This is a genomic window from Streptomyces sp. SID13726 (assembly GCF_010548375.1).
Lineage (GTDB): Bacteria > Actinomycetota > Actinomycetes > Streptomycetales > Streptomycetaceae > Streptomyces.
This window is the reverse complement of sequence record NZ_JAAGLY010000013.1, coordinates 78,099-93,212: the sequence shown is the minus strand read 5'-3', so window position 1 is coordinate 93,212 and position 15,114 is coordinate 78,099. Positions and strand designations below refer to the sequence as shown.

General features: G+C 72.1%; 12 protein-coding genes and 1 tRNA gene. 6 read left to right on the top strand and 7 right to left on the bottom strand.

Going from position 1 to position 15,114, the window contains the following annotated elements; translation table 11 throughout:
- Nucleotides 1–29: 29 nt before the first annotated feature.
- The 3 genes from G3I78_RS29770 to G3I78_RS29760 form a co-directional block, all read right to left on the bottom strand.
- On the bottom strand, nucleotides 30–1,079 hold the full coding sequence (locus G3I78_RS29770; RefSeq protein WP_164430084.1) for a MoxR family ATPase: 1,050 nt from the start codon (nucleotides 1,077–1,079) through the stop codon (nucleotides 30–32).
- Complete coding sequence (locus tag G3I78_RS29765) at nucleotides 1,076–2,605, bottom strand: hypothetical protein (protein WP_164430082.1); 1,530 nt, start codon at nucleotides 2,603–2,605, stop codon at nucleotides 1,076–1,078. The genes G3I78_RS29770 and G3I78_RS29765 overlap by 4 nt, the downstream gene beginning before the upstream one ends.
- 76 nt (nucleotides 2,606–2,681) lie before the next feature.
- Nucleotides 2,682–3,608: an SEFIR domain-containing protein gene (locus G3I78_RS29760; protein ID WP_164430080.1), complete on the bottom strand. Its 927-nt coding sequence runs from the start codon at nucleotides 3,606–3,608 to the stop codon at nucleotides 2,682–2,684.
- A gap of 251 nt (nucleotides 3,609–3,859) precedes the next feature.
- Here G3I78_RS29760 and G3I78_RS29755 point away from each other — a divergent pair, with 251 nt between their 5' ends.
- Nucleotides 3,860–4,270 (top strand): DUF485 domain-containing protein, encoded by a 411-nt coding sequence (locus tag G3I78_RS29755; RefSeq protein ID WP_164430078.1) that lies wholly within the window; start codon nucleotides 3,860–3,862, stop codon nucleotides 4,268–4,270.
- Complete coding sequence (locus G3I78_RS29750) at nucleotides 4,267–5,874, top strand: cation acetate symporter (protein WP_164430076.1); 1,608 nt, start codon at nucleotides 4,267–4,269, stop codon at nucleotides 5,872–5,874. The genes G3I78_RS29755 and G3I78_RS29750 overlap by 4 nt, the downstream gene beginning before the upstream one ends.
- A gap of 24 nt (nucleotides 5,875–5,898) precedes the next feature.
- On the opposite strand, the gene G3I78_RS29745 is transcribed toward G3I78_RS29750, so the two are convergent.
- From G3I78_RS29745 to G3I78_RS29735, 3 genes are all read right to left on the bottom strand, one after another.
- Nucleotides 5,899–6,789 (bottom strand): cellulose-binding protein, encoded by an 891-nt coding sequence (locus G3I78_RS29745; protein WP_164430074.1) that lies wholly within the window; start codon nucleotides 6,787–6,789, stop codon nucleotides 5,899–5,901.
- A gap of 212 nt (nucleotides 6,790–7,001) precedes the next feature.
- Complete coding sequence (locus tag G3I78_RS29740) at nucleotides 7,002–10,067, bottom strand: SUKH-4 family immunity protein (RefSeq protein ID WP_164430072.1); 3,066 nt, start codon at nucleotides 10,065–10,067, stop codon at nucleotides 7,002–7,004.
- A gap of 8 nt (nucleotides 10,068–10,075) precedes the next feature.
- Nucleotides 10,076–11,059: an SMI1/KNR4 family protein gene (locus tag G3I78_RS29735; RefSeq protein ID WP_164430071.1), complete on the bottom strand. Its 984-nt coding sequence runs from the start codon at nucleotides 11,057–11,059 to the stop codon at nucleotides 10,076–10,078.
- A gap of 325 nt (nucleotides 11,060–11,384) precedes the next feature.
- Here G3I78_RS29735 and G3I78_RS29730 point away from each other — a divergent pair, with 325 nt between their 5' ends.
- On the top strand, nucleotides 11,385–11,957 hold the full coding sequence (locus G3I78_RS29730) for a YwqJ-related putative deaminase (RefSeq protein ID WP_164430069.1): 573 nt from the start codon (nucleotides 11,385–11,387) through the stop codon (nucleotides 11,955–11,957).
- A 91-nt stretch (nucleotides 11,958–12,048) separates the two neighbouring features.
- On the top strand, nucleotides 12,049–12,543 hold the full coding sequence (locus tag G3I78_RS29725; protein ID WP_164430341.1) for an SUKH-3 domain-containing protein: 495 nt from the start codon (nucleotides 12,049–12,051) through the stop codon (nucleotides 12,541–12,543).
- A gap of 156 nt (nucleotides 12,544–12,699) precedes the next feature.
- Here G3I78_RS29725 and G3I78_RS29720 read toward each other — a convergent pair whose 3' ends face one another.
- Entirely contained in the window at nucleotides 12,700–14,007 is a 1,308-nt protein-coding gene (locus G3I78_RS29720; RefSeq protein ID WP_164430067.1) for a histidine kinase, read from the bottom strand.
- Between the two features lie 167 nt (nucleotides 14,008–14,174).
- Between G3I78_RS29720 and G3I78_RS29715 the strand changes: the two genes are divergently transcribed.
- A complete protein-coding gene (locus tag G3I78_RS29715) occupies nucleotides 14,175–14,951 on the top strand; it encodes a hypothetical protein (protein WP_164430065.1) in 777 nt (258 codons plus the stop codon).
- A 6-nt stretch (nucleotides 14,952–14,957) separates the two neighbouring features.
- Nucleotides 14,958–15,028, top strand: a tRNA-Gln gene (locus tag G3I78_RS29710).
- Nucleotides 15,029–15,114: the final 86 nt, after the last annotated feature.

The following is a 15,114-nucleotide window of genomic DNA, read 5'->3' as shown; positions in this document are numbered from 1 at the left end:
CCTGCCCACTCAGCCCCGGCCACCGCCCCTCACCCCCGGTCCAACGGCCGCAACAAGTGGTCCCGCACCAGATCCCGCCCCGTCTCCCCGTCCCACAGCCCGCGCTCCGCCATCAGCAGCGCGTTGAGCAGTTGGTCGTTGGCCAGTGCCCCCATCTCCCGTTGCCGGGAAAGGAATTCGGCGATCAGCTCGGCCCGCGCCCCGCCCGCGGTATCCGCCCCGCCAAGATGGGCGGCGAGCATGCCGGCCAGTCGCTTCGGGTCCGGAGTGCCGATCTCCAGCCGAATGCAGCGCCGCAGGAAGGCCATCGGGAACTCCCGCTCCTCGTTGCTGGTCAGCACCACGAACGGGAACTCCGCGCAGGCCACTTCGCCGCCGACGACCTCGACAGGCCTGCGATCCGAGGTCATCACCCGCTGTGCTCCGTGTCCCAGCCTGGCCAGTTCGGGGATGACGAACTCACCCTCCTCGAAGACGTTCAGCAGGTCGTTGGGGAAGTCCATGTCGCTCTTGTCGATCTCGTCGATCAGCAGGACCCGCGGGCGCCGCCAGGGCAGCAGTGCGGTGCCCAGCGGACCGAGCCACATGTACCGGCCGATGTCGGGCGGTTCCGGAACCGGGCCGCCGAGGTCGCCCCGCAGTCCGGCGTTGCGTAGTCCGGCGTCGTACAGGCGGCCCACGGCGTCGTACTCGTACAGCCCGTCCTTGAGGGTCGACCTGCTGGTGATCGGCCAGCGCAGCACCGGCCCCAGATTCAGTTCGTGTGCCACGGCGTACGCCAGCGTGGACTTGCCGGTGCCGGGTTTGCCGGTCAGAAGCAGGGGGCGGCGCAGGTGCAGGGCGAGGTTGACGAGGTGGATCTCACGTTCGCCGGCCTGGTAGGCAGCGCCCTGTCCCTGGCGGCCGAGGTGTCGCTGAACGGCGTCGTCGTCGGGGGCTGTCGGTGGTTCGGGCAGATCGGCGGGCACGGCGCCCGCGTGCCGGAAGGCACGCCAGGGCGGGGCCTCGGGCAGTCGGCGGATGCCCTCGTGCGGGACACCGGTGCCCCGGTAGACCCACCAGTCCTGCGGCTCGGTCATGCTGCTCCTCCACCGGTTCCGGCCCCGCGGGTGCCGGGCAGCTGGCTGTTCTGGTTCACGAAGACACACGTCGGGTCGTCCCAGAGCAGGGTGATGTGCCTGCCCACGTTCAGCGGATCGCGGCGACGGCGCTGTCGCGCCCCGTGGACGCTTTCGGGCAGCTGGGCGAGCAGGGCGGGCGGGCAGCTGTCACGCAAAGCGTCCAGCAGCAGGCCGGGGTCGCCTGCGTCACGCCGCCAGACGATGACGGGGATCCCGTCGTACATCAGGGCATCGCGTACCGCGTCCCGAATGAGGGGGTCGTGCGGTTCGTACGGTGCCACCAGGCCCAGGCAGGCCAGGTCCTTGTGGTCCCGCAGCCAGTCCTCCACGTCGGCGCCGTCGGCGAGCAGCAGTGGCGGGTATCGCCCCGGCGGACAACTCCGGTTCATATCGGGGGAGTTCGTGGCCTCGGGACTCATCCAGCCGATGCGCTTCAACGCGTCGCCCGGCGCACAGTCACGGTCGAGCGCGTCCCAGCGGCGAGCCCACTGCTGATGGACGAGGTTGTCGTCGTACCGGGTCAGGGACCGTACGACGACCTGGCAGCCGTAGCTCAGTGGAACCCCGGAGCTGCTCGGCCACAACTCGACGGGATGGCCCAGCAGTTCGTCGGGCAGCAGGAACTCGTACCGCGTAACGCCGCCCTCGCCGGGCTCCACGTGCTGTTGCCAGGCGAGCAGGAACTCCGTTCCCCGGCGGTCGAGTTCGGCACCCGGGAAGACCTCGGTGGGGTCCATCGCCCGACGGAAGCGCGGTTCGCCGGCGCCCGTGTCGTCGTAGCGGAAGCCGCGCAGGAAGTAGGTGCGCCGGGTGAACGGCAGATGCGGCTCGACCGGTGGGCCTGCCTCCTGGACCCGTATCTGGATGATGGCCCGGCTCTCCTGCCCCTCCGGGAGCCTCTCCTGTGCGGGGAGTCCGGCAGGCTCGCCGCGCCGGCCCGGGACACGTGCGAGCAGCCCGGTGAGCCGCTCCCCCTGCTCGTGGGCCTGTGCCTCCTGCGCGAGCAGGTCGAGAAAGGACACCATCCGGGCATGGCGCGTGGCCGGTTCGGCGGGGGCCGCCTGGCTGTCGTAGAGCGCCAACAGCGCGGCGGGGAGTCCGTCGGCGTCCAGCGGTTGGTCCGCTCTGCGCTGTTCGATCACGTACCGGTCGACGGTGTGCATGCCGAACTCCGGCGGTAACTGCCTCAGTTCGTCGATGAGACTCAGCATGTACCCGACGGGCAACGGGCCGGGCACGGTGAGAACGGTGACCGCGAGCGCGAACCAGTGAGCACCGATGTCGTACCGCTCGGCCTTCAGCAGCACGTCCCGCAGCTCGGGCAGCACTCTGACGCGACGGCTGGTCCGCACAATCTCCGTCAGGTGCTCCAGGGGCCGGCTGTGCTGTACGACATCCCTCATCTTGGGTCCGACGTCATAGACGAGGTCCAGGCGGTTCTGGAGCGCTTGGAGTCTCGGGATGTCGACCAGGATGGCCGCCAACAGTCGGTCGTCCCGCCATGGATGACGGGGCACCCAGGAGCCTGCCCGGCGCGACCACGGGCGTCGGCGGCCCACTTCACTCCTCCCCGAGGTCCAGCCCGGCGGCGGTCAGCACCGCCCGCACGCCCGCCGTGCCCACGTCGTCCGGGGCGATCTCTTCCAGGGCTACGAACAAGGCTTTCAGGGCCGCGTCACGGGTCGGGGTGCGGCTGACGGAGCGGACCAGGGACCGCAGATGCGTGCGGGTGTCCGGGCTTTCGGGGGCGGGGAACGCATGGCCCAGGCCGAGGTGCTCCCCCATCAGCAGCACCAGTTCGTTGCGGACGGCCAGCATGTGGATGTCCCTGCAGGCCAGGAGGGCGTCGACGAGGGCCCCCTGGTCGGGGAACCTGAAGGTGGCTCGGGGCGGCCGCGGAGCCGGGACCTGAGCGGGCTCCGTCACCGGGTCGGGCAACTTCAGGGGCTGCCGCGCGACTTCGTCGCGCGCTGCGAGTGTGGGCACGGGACCCAACTCCGGCACGGTCTCGAACGGCTGTCCGGTCAGCAGCCGCAGCAGTCGCTCCGCGCCGGGAACGGTGAAGTCCTCGACCCGGTAGTAGGTGGTGGTTGCGCCACCCAGCCAGGCGGGCAGGTCGGTCGCCGAACCGTCGGGCAGGACCACGGGGACGATCCGGTCGAGAGCCCTGGCCGGGTCCTCGTAGACGAGTCTTCGCAGCAGCCCGGTCTCCCACTGCACCCCCATACCCTCACCCGCCTCCGCATCGCCGTCCGCACGTCGTTTGTACTGCGGCGAAGCGACCACCAGCGCGAAACGGCTGTCCCGGATTCCCCGCAGCATCCACAGGGACCAGTCCTGACGGCGTTCGTCGGCGGGCAGATCCAATTCCGCGTCGATCCCGCAGGAACGAAGGAAAACCCAGAATTCCCGGACCCGGTCCATGTGCTTCTGATCGTCATGGGCGTACGAGATGAACACCCGCACAGGCGACGACGCCTCACTCATGTGGCCTCCCCCTTGCTTCCCGCGCACCACAGAGAGTGAATACATGATGGCTCAACGGCGCCTGCGGAGCGCCCTGTTTGACGATGCCGACGGATCCGGCCTTCCGGTGAGGCCAAAAGTCTGAGTTAACGGGGGTAACACCGCAGGTCAGAGAAGTAAGCGCATACCGACCGATCAGTTTGGCGAAAGGGATGTGCAACGTCGAACCGGCGAGTAACGTGCGGGGCTCCGCTCACCCAAGGAGCACCGGGATGTCCCACGAGCGCCCGTCGCAGCCGTACCCCACCTACCCCTGGCAACCGCCCGCCCCGCCGCCCGAACCGGCTCCCCGGCGCGCGCGGCACCGCGATCCGATCGGGCACCACAGCGATCTGCGGATCCTGCGCGGCGCCTATCGCTGGCAGCGGCGGACCGCCACGCTCACCGCGCTCGGGTACTTCACGCTGTTCCTGGTGCTGTCCGCCTACGCGCCGTCCTTCATGTCGGGCAGCGTCGGCGGCGGACTGCCCACCGGGCTGCTGCTGGCGCTGCTCCAACTGCCCGTCACCTGGCTGGCGGTGGCCTTGTACGAGCACACCGCACGCCACTACGTCGATCCGCTCGCGGACCGCATCCGCAAGCAGTCCGAGGTGGACGCACGGCGCGGGGCGGCCGCACGATGACCGGCTTCAGCGACTCCGCGCAGGCGATGTCCCTGGTGGCGTTCTCCGCCGTCGCCACCGTGACGCTGCTGCTGTGCGTGATGACCGGCCCGGACGGCGACGACCTCGACGAGTTCTACACCGGCTACAGCTCCCTGTCCCCCGTGCGCAACGGGCTCGCGATCGCCGGCGACTACATCTCCGCCGCGACCGTCCTCGGCACCGGCGGGGTCATCGCGCTCTACGGCTACGACGGCGTCGTCCTCGCCCTGAGCACGGCGCTGTCGCTGATGCTGCTGATGTTCCTGCTGGCCGAACCCCTGCGCAACGCGGGCCGGTTCACCATGGGCGACGCACTGGCCCGCCGGATGCCCGGGCGCCCGGTGCGGATCGCCGCGTGCCTGGTCACCCTCGCCGCGCTGCTGCCGCTGATGCTGGTGCAACTCGCGGGGGCCGGCCAACTGCTTGCGTTCGTCCTGGGGTTCTCCGGCGACTCGCTGAAGACGGGCTTCATCATCGGGCTCGGCGTCCTGATGATCAGCTACGCGGCCATCGGCGGCATGAAGGGCACCGCCCTCATCCAGATCCTGAAGATGGTCGTGCTGCTCGGCTCGGGCGCCGTGGTCGCCGTACTGGTGCTGAAACGGTTCGCCTGGGACCCCGGCGCGCTCTTCGACGCGGCGGCCGCGGGCAGCGGGGTGGGGCCGGACTTCCTGCGGTCGGGGCTGGAGTTCTCGGGCGGGCCGTACCCGCGCCTCGACATGATCAGCTCACAGCTCGCCGTCGTCATCGGCGGGGCGTGTCTGCCGCACGTCACCATGCGCATGTACACCGCCTCCAGCGCACGCCAGGTACGGCGCTCGATGTCCTGGGCGGTGTCGGCGGTGGTGCTGTTCGTGCTCGTCATCACGGTCGTCGGGGTCGGGGCCACGGCGCTGGTCGGGCGGGCCGCGATCGCCCAGGCCGATCCACAGGGCAACACGGCCTATCTGCTGGGCTCCCGGGCGGCGTTCGGGGCGGACGTCTCCACCGCGGAGACGTTCCTCTTCACCACCGTCACCACGGCGATCTTCCTCACCCTGCTCGCCTCCGTCGCCGGCATGATCCTCGCCTGCGCCAACTCCCTCGCCCACGACGTGTTCGCGGCGCGGACCCCGTCGATGCCACCGCGCCGGGAGATCCTGCTGGCCCGGCTGTCCGCGCTGGCCGTCGGGGTCCCGACGATCCTGCTCGCCGCGCTGTTCCAGCACCGCAGCCTGCAACCGCTGGTGATCCTGTCGTTCTGCGTCGGCGCGTCCGCCCTGGCACCGGCGCTGGTGTACGGCCTCTTCTGGCGGCGGTACACACGGACGGGGCTGCTGTGCACGCTGATCGGCGGGACGGTCACCGTGCTGGCGCTGATGCCGGGGACGAACCTCGTCTCGGGCTCACCCGCGTCGGCCTTCCCCGAAGCCGACTTCAACTGGCTGCCGTTCACCACGACGGGACTGGTGTCCGTCCCGGCAGGGTTCCTGTTCGGGTGGCTCGGGACGGTGGTGTCCGGACGCCGCAAGGCGGAGGAACAGCGGCGGCAGTACGAGGCCGTGGAGGGGTGGATCCTGGCGGGAGCGGTCCGCAGGGGCTGAGGTGCAGGGGGGCGCGGTCGGCCGTCACTCCAGCGGGGCCGCCCGCCCCGTCAACGCCGTCAGGCTGCTCCGTACGTGGTCCATCTGGGCCTGCACCTCGTCCCAGCGCTCCCCGTGCTCCCTGAGCACCCGCTCCGTCTCCCTCGCGATCCGCTCCTCGCGGGCCCGCGCCTCCGCGAGGATCTCGCCCGCACGCGCGTGTGCCTCCTCGTCGCGGCGGACCACCGATGCCTCAGCCTCGGCGAAGTCGCGTTTCGCGTCGGAGAGGGCCGCTTCCGCGCGGGCCACTCGTTCGGCGGTCAGGGCGTCCGCCTCGGCGGCGCGCCGCTCCTGCGCGCGCTCGACCTCGGCCCAGCGCTCCGCGTGCTCCTTGGCCTGTTCGGCGAGTGTCGCGATGGTGCGCCGGCGTACGTCGCGCAGGGCGTCGAGCGCCTCACCGCGCCCCTCCTTCACCTCGCGCCGGGCGGCGACGCGGAGTTCGTCGGCCTCGGACCGGGCCGCGAGCAGCCGGTGACGGGCGCGCTCCTCGGCGTCGGAGCGCACGGTGTCGGCGTGCGCCCGCGCGGCGTCCCGTACGCCGTCCGCGTGGGCCCCCGCCTCCTCCGCGAGGGTCCGCGCCGCCTGCCGGGCGCCCTCGCCGACGGCCGTGGCCTCCTCCTGGCCCAACTCGAAGAGCCGGCGGGCGCGTTCGCCGAGCGTCTCGTACGTCTGCGGGGCCAGCGCGGCCACGACCTCGCGCAGCCGGACCGCCTCCGCCTCCATGTCCCTGGCGAGCACGGTGAGCCGGGCGGCGCGTTCCCACGCGGCGTCGCGGTCGCGGGACAGGGCGGCGGCGAACGCGTCGACCTGTTCGGGACGGTACCCACGCCCCCGTACGGCCACGAACCCCTGGGGCGACACCGGTGCGCTGCTCATCCTGGAAACCCTCTCCGCCGAAACGACACGAACGGACCCGAAATGATGATTTCGCGCACATCTTGATGTATCGGACGGAAATGTTCATAACGCGACACTCCGTGTACAGGTCACGGTCGTCACCCGCGATGAGCCCGCACAGCAGAGGGCCGGCCCCGGTCGGCGACCGGGTCCGGCCCTCCACGCGCGCGTGGGTCAGCGGCGGCGGGGCGTCACAGCAGCCCGTCCCACATCTCCTCCAGCAGCACCGACCACCAGCTCTCCGGCGAGCCCAGTGCCGCCGGGTCGAGCGAGGCCAGCTGGGCCTGGAAGTCGACGGTCCAGCGGCCCGCCTGCTCCTGGTTCAGCCCGAACCGCAGCCGCCACATCCGGCCGAGCAGCGCCAGACAGCGCTGGAACTCCGGCAGCCCCGTGTTCACGAACTGCGGCGGTACGGGCGCCCCGCCCGGCCCCGCCTCCACGGGTACGGCGACGATGTTCGCCGTCCCGTACTGCACACACAGCGCCTTGCCGAAGTCGCTGCCCATGACGAGGTACGACCCCGCGTCCGACGCCGGCTGCACCGCGCGCTCGGTGGCCAGTTCCGCCAGCGTCGGCACCGGCCGCCCCGGCTGGGCCTGCGCCCAGAAGAACGGGCCCATGTCCAGCGGCAGCCCCGCCACCACCAGCGAGTGCGCCACAACCGGCGGCACGCCCTGGCGGGACACGGCGGCCTGCTCGAACCGGAACACCCCCGGCCCGAACGCCGACGCCAGCTCCTGCGCCACGCCCTCCGGCGGGATCGGCGGCGCGGCCTGCACGGGGGGCAGGGGCGCGCGTACCGGTGCCGGGCGGGCGGGACCGTCGGCCACCTGGTGCAACTCGCCCTGGTGAACGAGCAGTTGCCGCATGCCCTGCTGCCGGCTCGCGTGGTCCGTGCCGTAGGGCGCGATGCTCGTGATCCGCGCCTGCGGCCACTGCTCCCGGATCATCCGCGCGCAGTACGCCCCCGGCAGCTCGCACGACTCCAACTCGGTGTGCAGCTCCAGCACCTGGTCCGGCGGCACGTTCATACCGCGCAGCTCATGGAAGATCTGCCACTCCGGGTGCGGAGTACCGGGCGCGGAACGCCGGATCAACTGCTGCTCCGACCCGTCCTGCAACCGGTACCGGAGAACGGCCTGATAACCGGGCCCGACGGTCGGCTGAGACTGCTGCGGATAGCCGTACGCCGGGGGCTGCGCGGAGGGAGGGACGGGGCCTGGTGGGGGTGCCATGGGGCCGGGAGGGTTCGTCGGTACGACACCAGGGGGTGCTACGGCGCCTGGAGGCGGGGGTGGTGTCGCGCCGGGGGGCATGGGCTGGGGGGCGCCTGGGGGCATGCCGGGGGCGCCCGGGGCTCCAGGTGCGGCGGGTGGTGCCGTGGGGGCTCCGGGGGCGGCGGGCGGAGGCGTGGGGGCTCCGGGTGGGGCGGGCGGAGGCGTGGACAGCACGGTCTCCGCGTGGTGCACGGCGCCGTGCGTACCGCCGCCGGGGAAGCCGGGGGCGCCGGGAGGGTGCGGGGCACCGGGGGGACCCTGCGTTCCCGGGGTGCCGGGAACGTGTGCGGCGCCGGGGGTGCCGGGGGGCGGGGGCGGACCGGGGGTGCCCGGAGTTCCGGGCGGCGGGGGCGGACCCGGAGTACCAGGGGCACCCGGATTGCCCTGAGTGCCCGTTGCGCCGGGGAATCCCTGTGCGCCAGACGCGCCCGGGGTACCAGGGGCACTGGGGAACGCGGGGCCACCGGTCGTGCTCGGTGCCGCTGGGGCACCGGGGAACGCCGGTCCGCCGGGCGCGTGCGGGGCGCCGGGGGATGCCGGTCCGCCGCTCGTATTTGGTGTGCCGGGGAACGCAGGGCTACCTGTCGCATTCGGCGCCGCCGGAGCGCCGGGGAACGCCGGTCCGCCGGGCGCGTGCGGCCCCTGCGGAGCACCGGAAAGCTCCGGACCACCGGACGCGTGCGGGGCGCCGGGGGATGCCGGGCCACCACTCGTATTCGGCGCACCGGGAAACGCGGGCCCACCCGCCGCGCTCGGCCCCTGTGGAGCACCAGGGAACGCCGGACCACCGGGCGCACCCGGCGCACCCGGGAACACCGGTCCCCCCGGACCGCCGGGGAACCCCTGCCCACCCGGCGGCGGAGGCGGAGGCGGAGCCCCGACCCCCGGAACCGCCGGTGCGCCAGAGCCCGAGGGCCCCTCGACCCCCGGTGCCGACACGAACTGGGTCGGCACGTACCCACCCCCCGGAACGGGCGGCGGCGGAGGAGTCGTGCTCCCCGACTGCCCACCGGGCGCACCAGGCACCCCGGGCCCACCAGGCGCAGGCGGCGGAGTCGAGCCCCCGCCCTGCGCACCACGCCCCGGCCCCGGCCCCGGAGGCGCCAACTTGCTGGTGGCGAGATCGGCGATGTCCCCGGCACTCGGCGCGGGCGCCGGAGCCTGCGGATAGCCGTAGGACGGCACACCCGGCACAGGCGTCTCCGGACCACCGGGACCACCGGAACCACCGGGCCCCTGCGGGTACCCGTACGCATCCGAAGGCGGCGGAGGCGGAGCCCCCACCCCAGGCCCACCCACCGTCTGCGGATAGCCGTACGCCGAACCACCGGCCCCTGCCCCATCCGGCGCAGACGACGACGGAGACGGCGACGACGACGGCACCGCATCCTCAACCCCGTTCACCGGCGCCGAGAACACCGTGTCCGGCAACGCCACGGACAGGTCCTCACCCCCGTTGGTATCGGTCCCGGTCCACGGCCGCGCAGCGGAACCCGCACCATCCCCACCGGAGCCAGAACCAGAGCCGGACCCAGAACCCGACCCAGAACCCGAGCCGGACCCAGAGCCGGAGGAGCCGCCGTCGGACTCCCCCCGCCCCTCCCCGATCCCCAACTTGTCCGCAGCGTCCTGCAACCACTCCGGAGGAGTCAGCAGAAACGACGTCTGGTTCAGGTCCACCCGAGCCGCCGGCGCCGGCGCCGCGTCCTCCGGGCCCGGGTCCCGTCCGTACTCCTCCTCGTAGCGGCGGATCACCTCGCCCACCGGCAGCGAGGGCCACAGCGTGGCCTCCCCGCTGTCCCGGGCGATCACCAGCCGCTGTGCGCCGCCGTCGCCGCGCGGTCCGTCCGCGCGGTCCTCGGCCCACACCACGAACCCGAGGTCGAACTCCCGTACCCGCACCTCACGGTGCTGGTACGACGGAACGTCCCCGTTGATCCACTCTTCCGCGCGCTCCTGCGCCTGCGCGAAGGTCACCATCGGTCAGTTCACTCCCCAGCCACCGGCACGGACCGCGCGAACCCGCCGTCCACCATCAGGTTCGCCACCGTCTCCAACTCCGGTGGATTACCGGCCAGTCGGGACAGGAACACGTCGAAGTCGGCGCCGCAGGGCAGCAGCAGCCGCCGCACCCGGTCGGCGGGCGGCACCGTCGGATCGACGTCGCGGGCGTCGTCGTAGGCGCAGAACCACACCGAACCGATCTCCTCGCCCTTCACCTTCACCGCCAGCAGTCCGCCCTGGACGAAGCCGACGCCGAGATAGTCCTTGGTGAGGTGGTCGCGCAGGCATTTGTTGGCGTAGACGAGGTCGTTGACGGCGGCCTCGTCCCGCACGGTGAAGAACGGCTGGTCCACCAGCAGCCCCAGCTCCGCGTCCAGCGCCGCCCCCACCGGCGCGGACCCGCCCGCCGCCTTCAGGAACGACCGGTAGGCGCCCGGCAGCCGGTAGCCGAGGTCCTCCTCGACCCCCTGCACCTGCGACTCGGTGACCGCCACCGACGACTTCGGCAGTCCGAAGTGCGCCGGGCGGGTCTCCTGGAGCGGCCGCGTGCCGCGCTTGTTCTGGTCGACGCGCGTCGTCGCGATCCCGCCGTGGTGCCGCAGCAGCGCCTTGACCTCGACGGGGACCAGTTCGAGACGGCGCGAGCCCACCACGTGGTGCCAGGTCCAGCCGTGCGGTGTCGCCACCGGCGGCACCGTGTCCCACAGGTCGTGGCCGGTCGCCGACAGGGCCGCGTTGGCCGACACGTAGTCCGTCAGCCGCAGTTCGTCGACCCCGAAGCCCTCCGGCGGCTCGGCGATCTCGGCGGCGGCGCGCGCGTAGGGCGAGAAGTCGGGGTAGCCGCGCTCGTCCACCCGCACCCCTCTGGGATGACGCGCGGCCCGGACCGGATCCGGGAAATGCACGACCTGCCCGGCATAGGCCGCGTTCGGCGGCGCGGCTTTCTGCCCGAGCCGACCTGTCGTCATCGCTGAAGCCCCCTGCGGCGCTCTGGTACGGCCCGCGGCGGGCCCCCGCACAGGGCGGGGCCGTCACGCACCGTATCGACTGTCTCGTCCGTCTCCACGCGTCAACCGCGCGCATCGCGGCCGCCGCCTGGATCGCGGTGCCGACAGCCTATGCGGTACGACGACACCGGTCACCGGGCACCGGTCAGCCCCCGTCCGCTTCCGTGACCAGCCGTCACCCCGCTGTGACGGCCCGCCCGGACCCGGGCGTGTCGCACCGCCCCAGCTTCCGCACCAGCCACGCCATTTGGCAGTCTGTGACGTCCGGGGGGATGCACGGGAGGGGATGACGATCATGAACACGACGCGGACGGGACCGCACTCAGGGCCGCACAACGGCGCCGGCACCGGCGCGAACGGCCACCCGCACACGGGTCTCGGCGGCGATCCCCGCATCGGCTGGAGCAGCGCCGAGAGACCTCACGTGCCCGCCCTCCAGCACCGCCGCGACGGCATACTGCCCACCGTCGCCGCCGCGCTCTCCGTCCGCGGCGCCACGCTCACCTCGACCGCCGCCCGCGGCGACGAGGCACCGCAACTGCACCCGCTCGTCCAGGACTTCCTCGACACCCTCGGCAGCGACCGACGCGACCGCTTCACCGGCCGCTGCGCCGAGACCATGCTCATATCCCGGCACATCGCCGCCGCCGACGCCGCCCGCAGCAAACGCGCCGCGCGCAAGCCCATGACCAACGGCGAGGCCCGCCGCGCCCTCAAGCAGGCCAAACTCACCGCCCGCCGCATCCGGGAGGACGGCGACCCGCTGCACGGCAGCTTCGCCGCTCCCTGCCGCGCCTGCACCGCGCTCAGCGCCCACTTCGGCGTACGCGTCGTCGATCCGGCGACCGAGGACGGCTGAGCCCCCTCCACCCCCACCCCCCGCAGCACCGGGCAACTCCCCGACGGCCACCGTGCCGCCGCCCCATGACCTCGACGAACGCGAAGGGCAGATGCACCCCGACCGCACCAACAGCACCCGATTCCCCGTCCCCGTCGACGCCGCCCTGCGCGCCGCCGGCTGGCAGCCCGGACGCTGGGACATAAAGCAGGCCGAGATCTGGGCCGACACCCTGCGCGACCACACCTCACCCGCCGGTCACCGGCACAGCGTGTTCCCGGCCGCGGTCGAGGTCTGGGCGGAGTTCGGCGGACTGCACCTCGCGCCCACGGGCCCCGGCCGCCAGGTCGCCCCCGCCCACCTCCACCTCGACCCGCTGCACGGCCTCCACATGGCCCGCACCCTCGGCGACCTCGGCCGCGCCCTCGGCACCGAGGTCTGCCCCCTCGGCGCCGAGACCGACACCCAGGCGCTCCTCGCCGTCGACACCGAGGGCCGGGTCTACGCCCTCGACCACACCGGCGACTGGTACCTCGGCCCCGACATCGACCAGGCCCTCGCCGCCCTCGTCTCCGGCATCGAACCGACCCGCCTCACCGCGGGCTGACGGGACGGGTCAGACGGCCGGCGCGCAGAAGCCGGGGCGTCGGAGAGGCGCAAAGCCGGAGAGGCGTGAAGCCGGAAAAGCGCGAAGCCGGAGAGGCGTAAAGACCGGAGAGGCGTGAAGCCGACATCACCCCCCGCCCGCAGCCACTCCCCGCCTTCAAGCCGCCGGAATGACCGCCGACACCCGAAAGCCCCCCGCCTCCGTGGGCCCCGACACGAACACGCCGCCCAGGGCGGAGACGCGCTCCTTCATCCCCACCAGGCCGTTGCCGCCCGAGGGCAGGCGGGCCGAGGCGAGGGAGGGGACCTCCGGCGGGGCGTCGTTCTCCACCTGCATGGCGATCTCCGAGACCCGGTGCGCCAGCCGTACGTGCGTCTTCGCGCCCGCCGCGTGCTTGTGGACGTTCGTCAACGCCTCCTGCACCACCCGGAACGCGGTCTGCTCGATCTCCGCGGCGTACGCGCGCGCGTCCCCCTCGACGGACAGGTCCACGACCATCCCGGCCGCCGCCGACTGCCCGATCAGCGTGTCCAGGTCCTCCAGACACGGCCCGTCCGTCTCCTCCACGGCCCGCGAGGCAGCCGCGGCGGCGGCCACCCCGACCGCGACCAGCGGCACCGCGGCCCGCTCCCGCCGGTCGAACCCGTCCCCGCTGCGCAGCACCCCGAGCATCTCGCGCAGCTCGGTCAACGCCTGCCGCCCCATGTCCCCCACGAGGGCCGCGTTCTTCACGGCCTTCTCGGGGTCCTTGCGGGCGACCGCCTGGAGCGCGGCCGCGTGCACGACCATCAGGCTCACCCGGTGCGCGACGACGTCGTGCATCTCCCGCGCGATCCGGGTCCGCTCCTCGTTCCGCGCCCACTCCGCGCGCTCCTCGGCCCGCTCGGCGAGCAGCTGGAGCTCCCGCTCCAGGCTGTCGGCCCGCTCCCTGAGGCTCTCCATGAGCCGGCGCCTGGCCCCCACGTACAGCCCGAGCAGCAGCGGCGGGGCGGTCATGCCGATCGCGGTGGTGATGGACGCGAACGGCACGAACCAGTCGCCCAGGTCCAGTTCGCCGCGTGAGATGTCCTGTCGTACCCGGACGAACATCACGATCAGCATCCCGACGAGCGACATGCCCGCGAGCGAGCCGATGATCCGGCGGGGCAGTTCGGAGGCGGCCAGGGTGTACAGACCGACGATGCCCATGAGGTAGCCCATCTGGGCCGGGGTGATCGCGATCGAGACGAGCACGACGGCGATCGGCCACTTGCGCCGGACGACCAGCACCGAACCGGCGAGCACCCCGAACACGATCCCCGCGGCCATCGGGATCCCGGCGTCCTCCGCGAACCGGATCCCCTCGAACGCGCACTCCACCGCGGACGCCGAAGCGAGCCCGACGTCCAGTACCGCACTGCGCCACCGTGTCCACCACCACGGCCCTGGCCGGGCCGCCGCGGTGTCTTCCCCCGTCGTGGTCATGCCTCCAGCCTACGGGCGGCCCGCGCCGGATTTCCGGTGACTTTCGACGACTGGCCTACACCACATCCCGTGACCGACCGACCACGAAACCACCCGGCATCCCTCGAACTACTGAATCGCACGCCGTTCGACCCCGGAAGATCCAATTCCGTCCGGACGGTATGTCCATGGCACATCCATCTGGCAAGTACGCGGATTTCGAGGGGCTGCGGGAACAGGCGCTCGCCTTGCGGCGGGCCGGCCTGAGCCGACGCCAGATCCGCGACCGACTACACGTCGACAACAACGACATCCTCAATCGGCTCCTGGAGGGCGAGCCCCCTCCGGAGTGGACGAAACGACCGAACTCGAAGGACGACCTGAGAGACAAGGCACGAGAACTCCGCCTCCAGGGCTGGACGTACGACCAGATCCAGGTGGAGTTGGGGTGCTCCAAGAGTTCGATCTCGTTGTGGGTAAGGGACCTGCCGAAGCCGGAACGCAAGCGCACATCCGAAGAAGCAGCAGCGATCGCCCGGCGAGGTTGGGAAGCCACGCTGCGCACCCGGGAAGAGGCGCGCAAGCAACGTAAGGCCGAGGCCGGCGCGGAGATCGGCGTCATGACCGACCGAGAGTTATTCCTCGTCGGGGTCGGCCTCTATTGGGCCGAGGGCACGAAGGACAAACCCCACATCCGGTTCCACGTGATGATCCACGAATCGGCCGACGTCGCAGCAGCGGAGAACTACTGGGCGGATCTGGTGGAAGCGGACCGCCACTCCTTCGGCAAGACAACCCTGAAGCGACACAACCCGAAGACCGTGCGCAAGAACACCGGGGACAGTTACCAGGGATGCCTCGCAGTCACCGTGCGGCAGAGCGCAGACCTGTACCGTCGCATCGAAGGCTGGTGGTACGGCATAGTAGGTGCTGCAACCGCATCCGATCGACAAAATCGGGCATAGCGGTAATCCCGGGTCGTCTAAGGGCAAGACGTCTGATTTTGGTTCAGAGTATGGGGGTTCGAGTCCTCCCCCGGGAGCAATTGTTCGGTTGGGCCCTGACAGTGACAGCACTGTCAGGGCCCGCTCTCATGTCCCCCACGAAACGCCCCGGTATCCTGCGGAT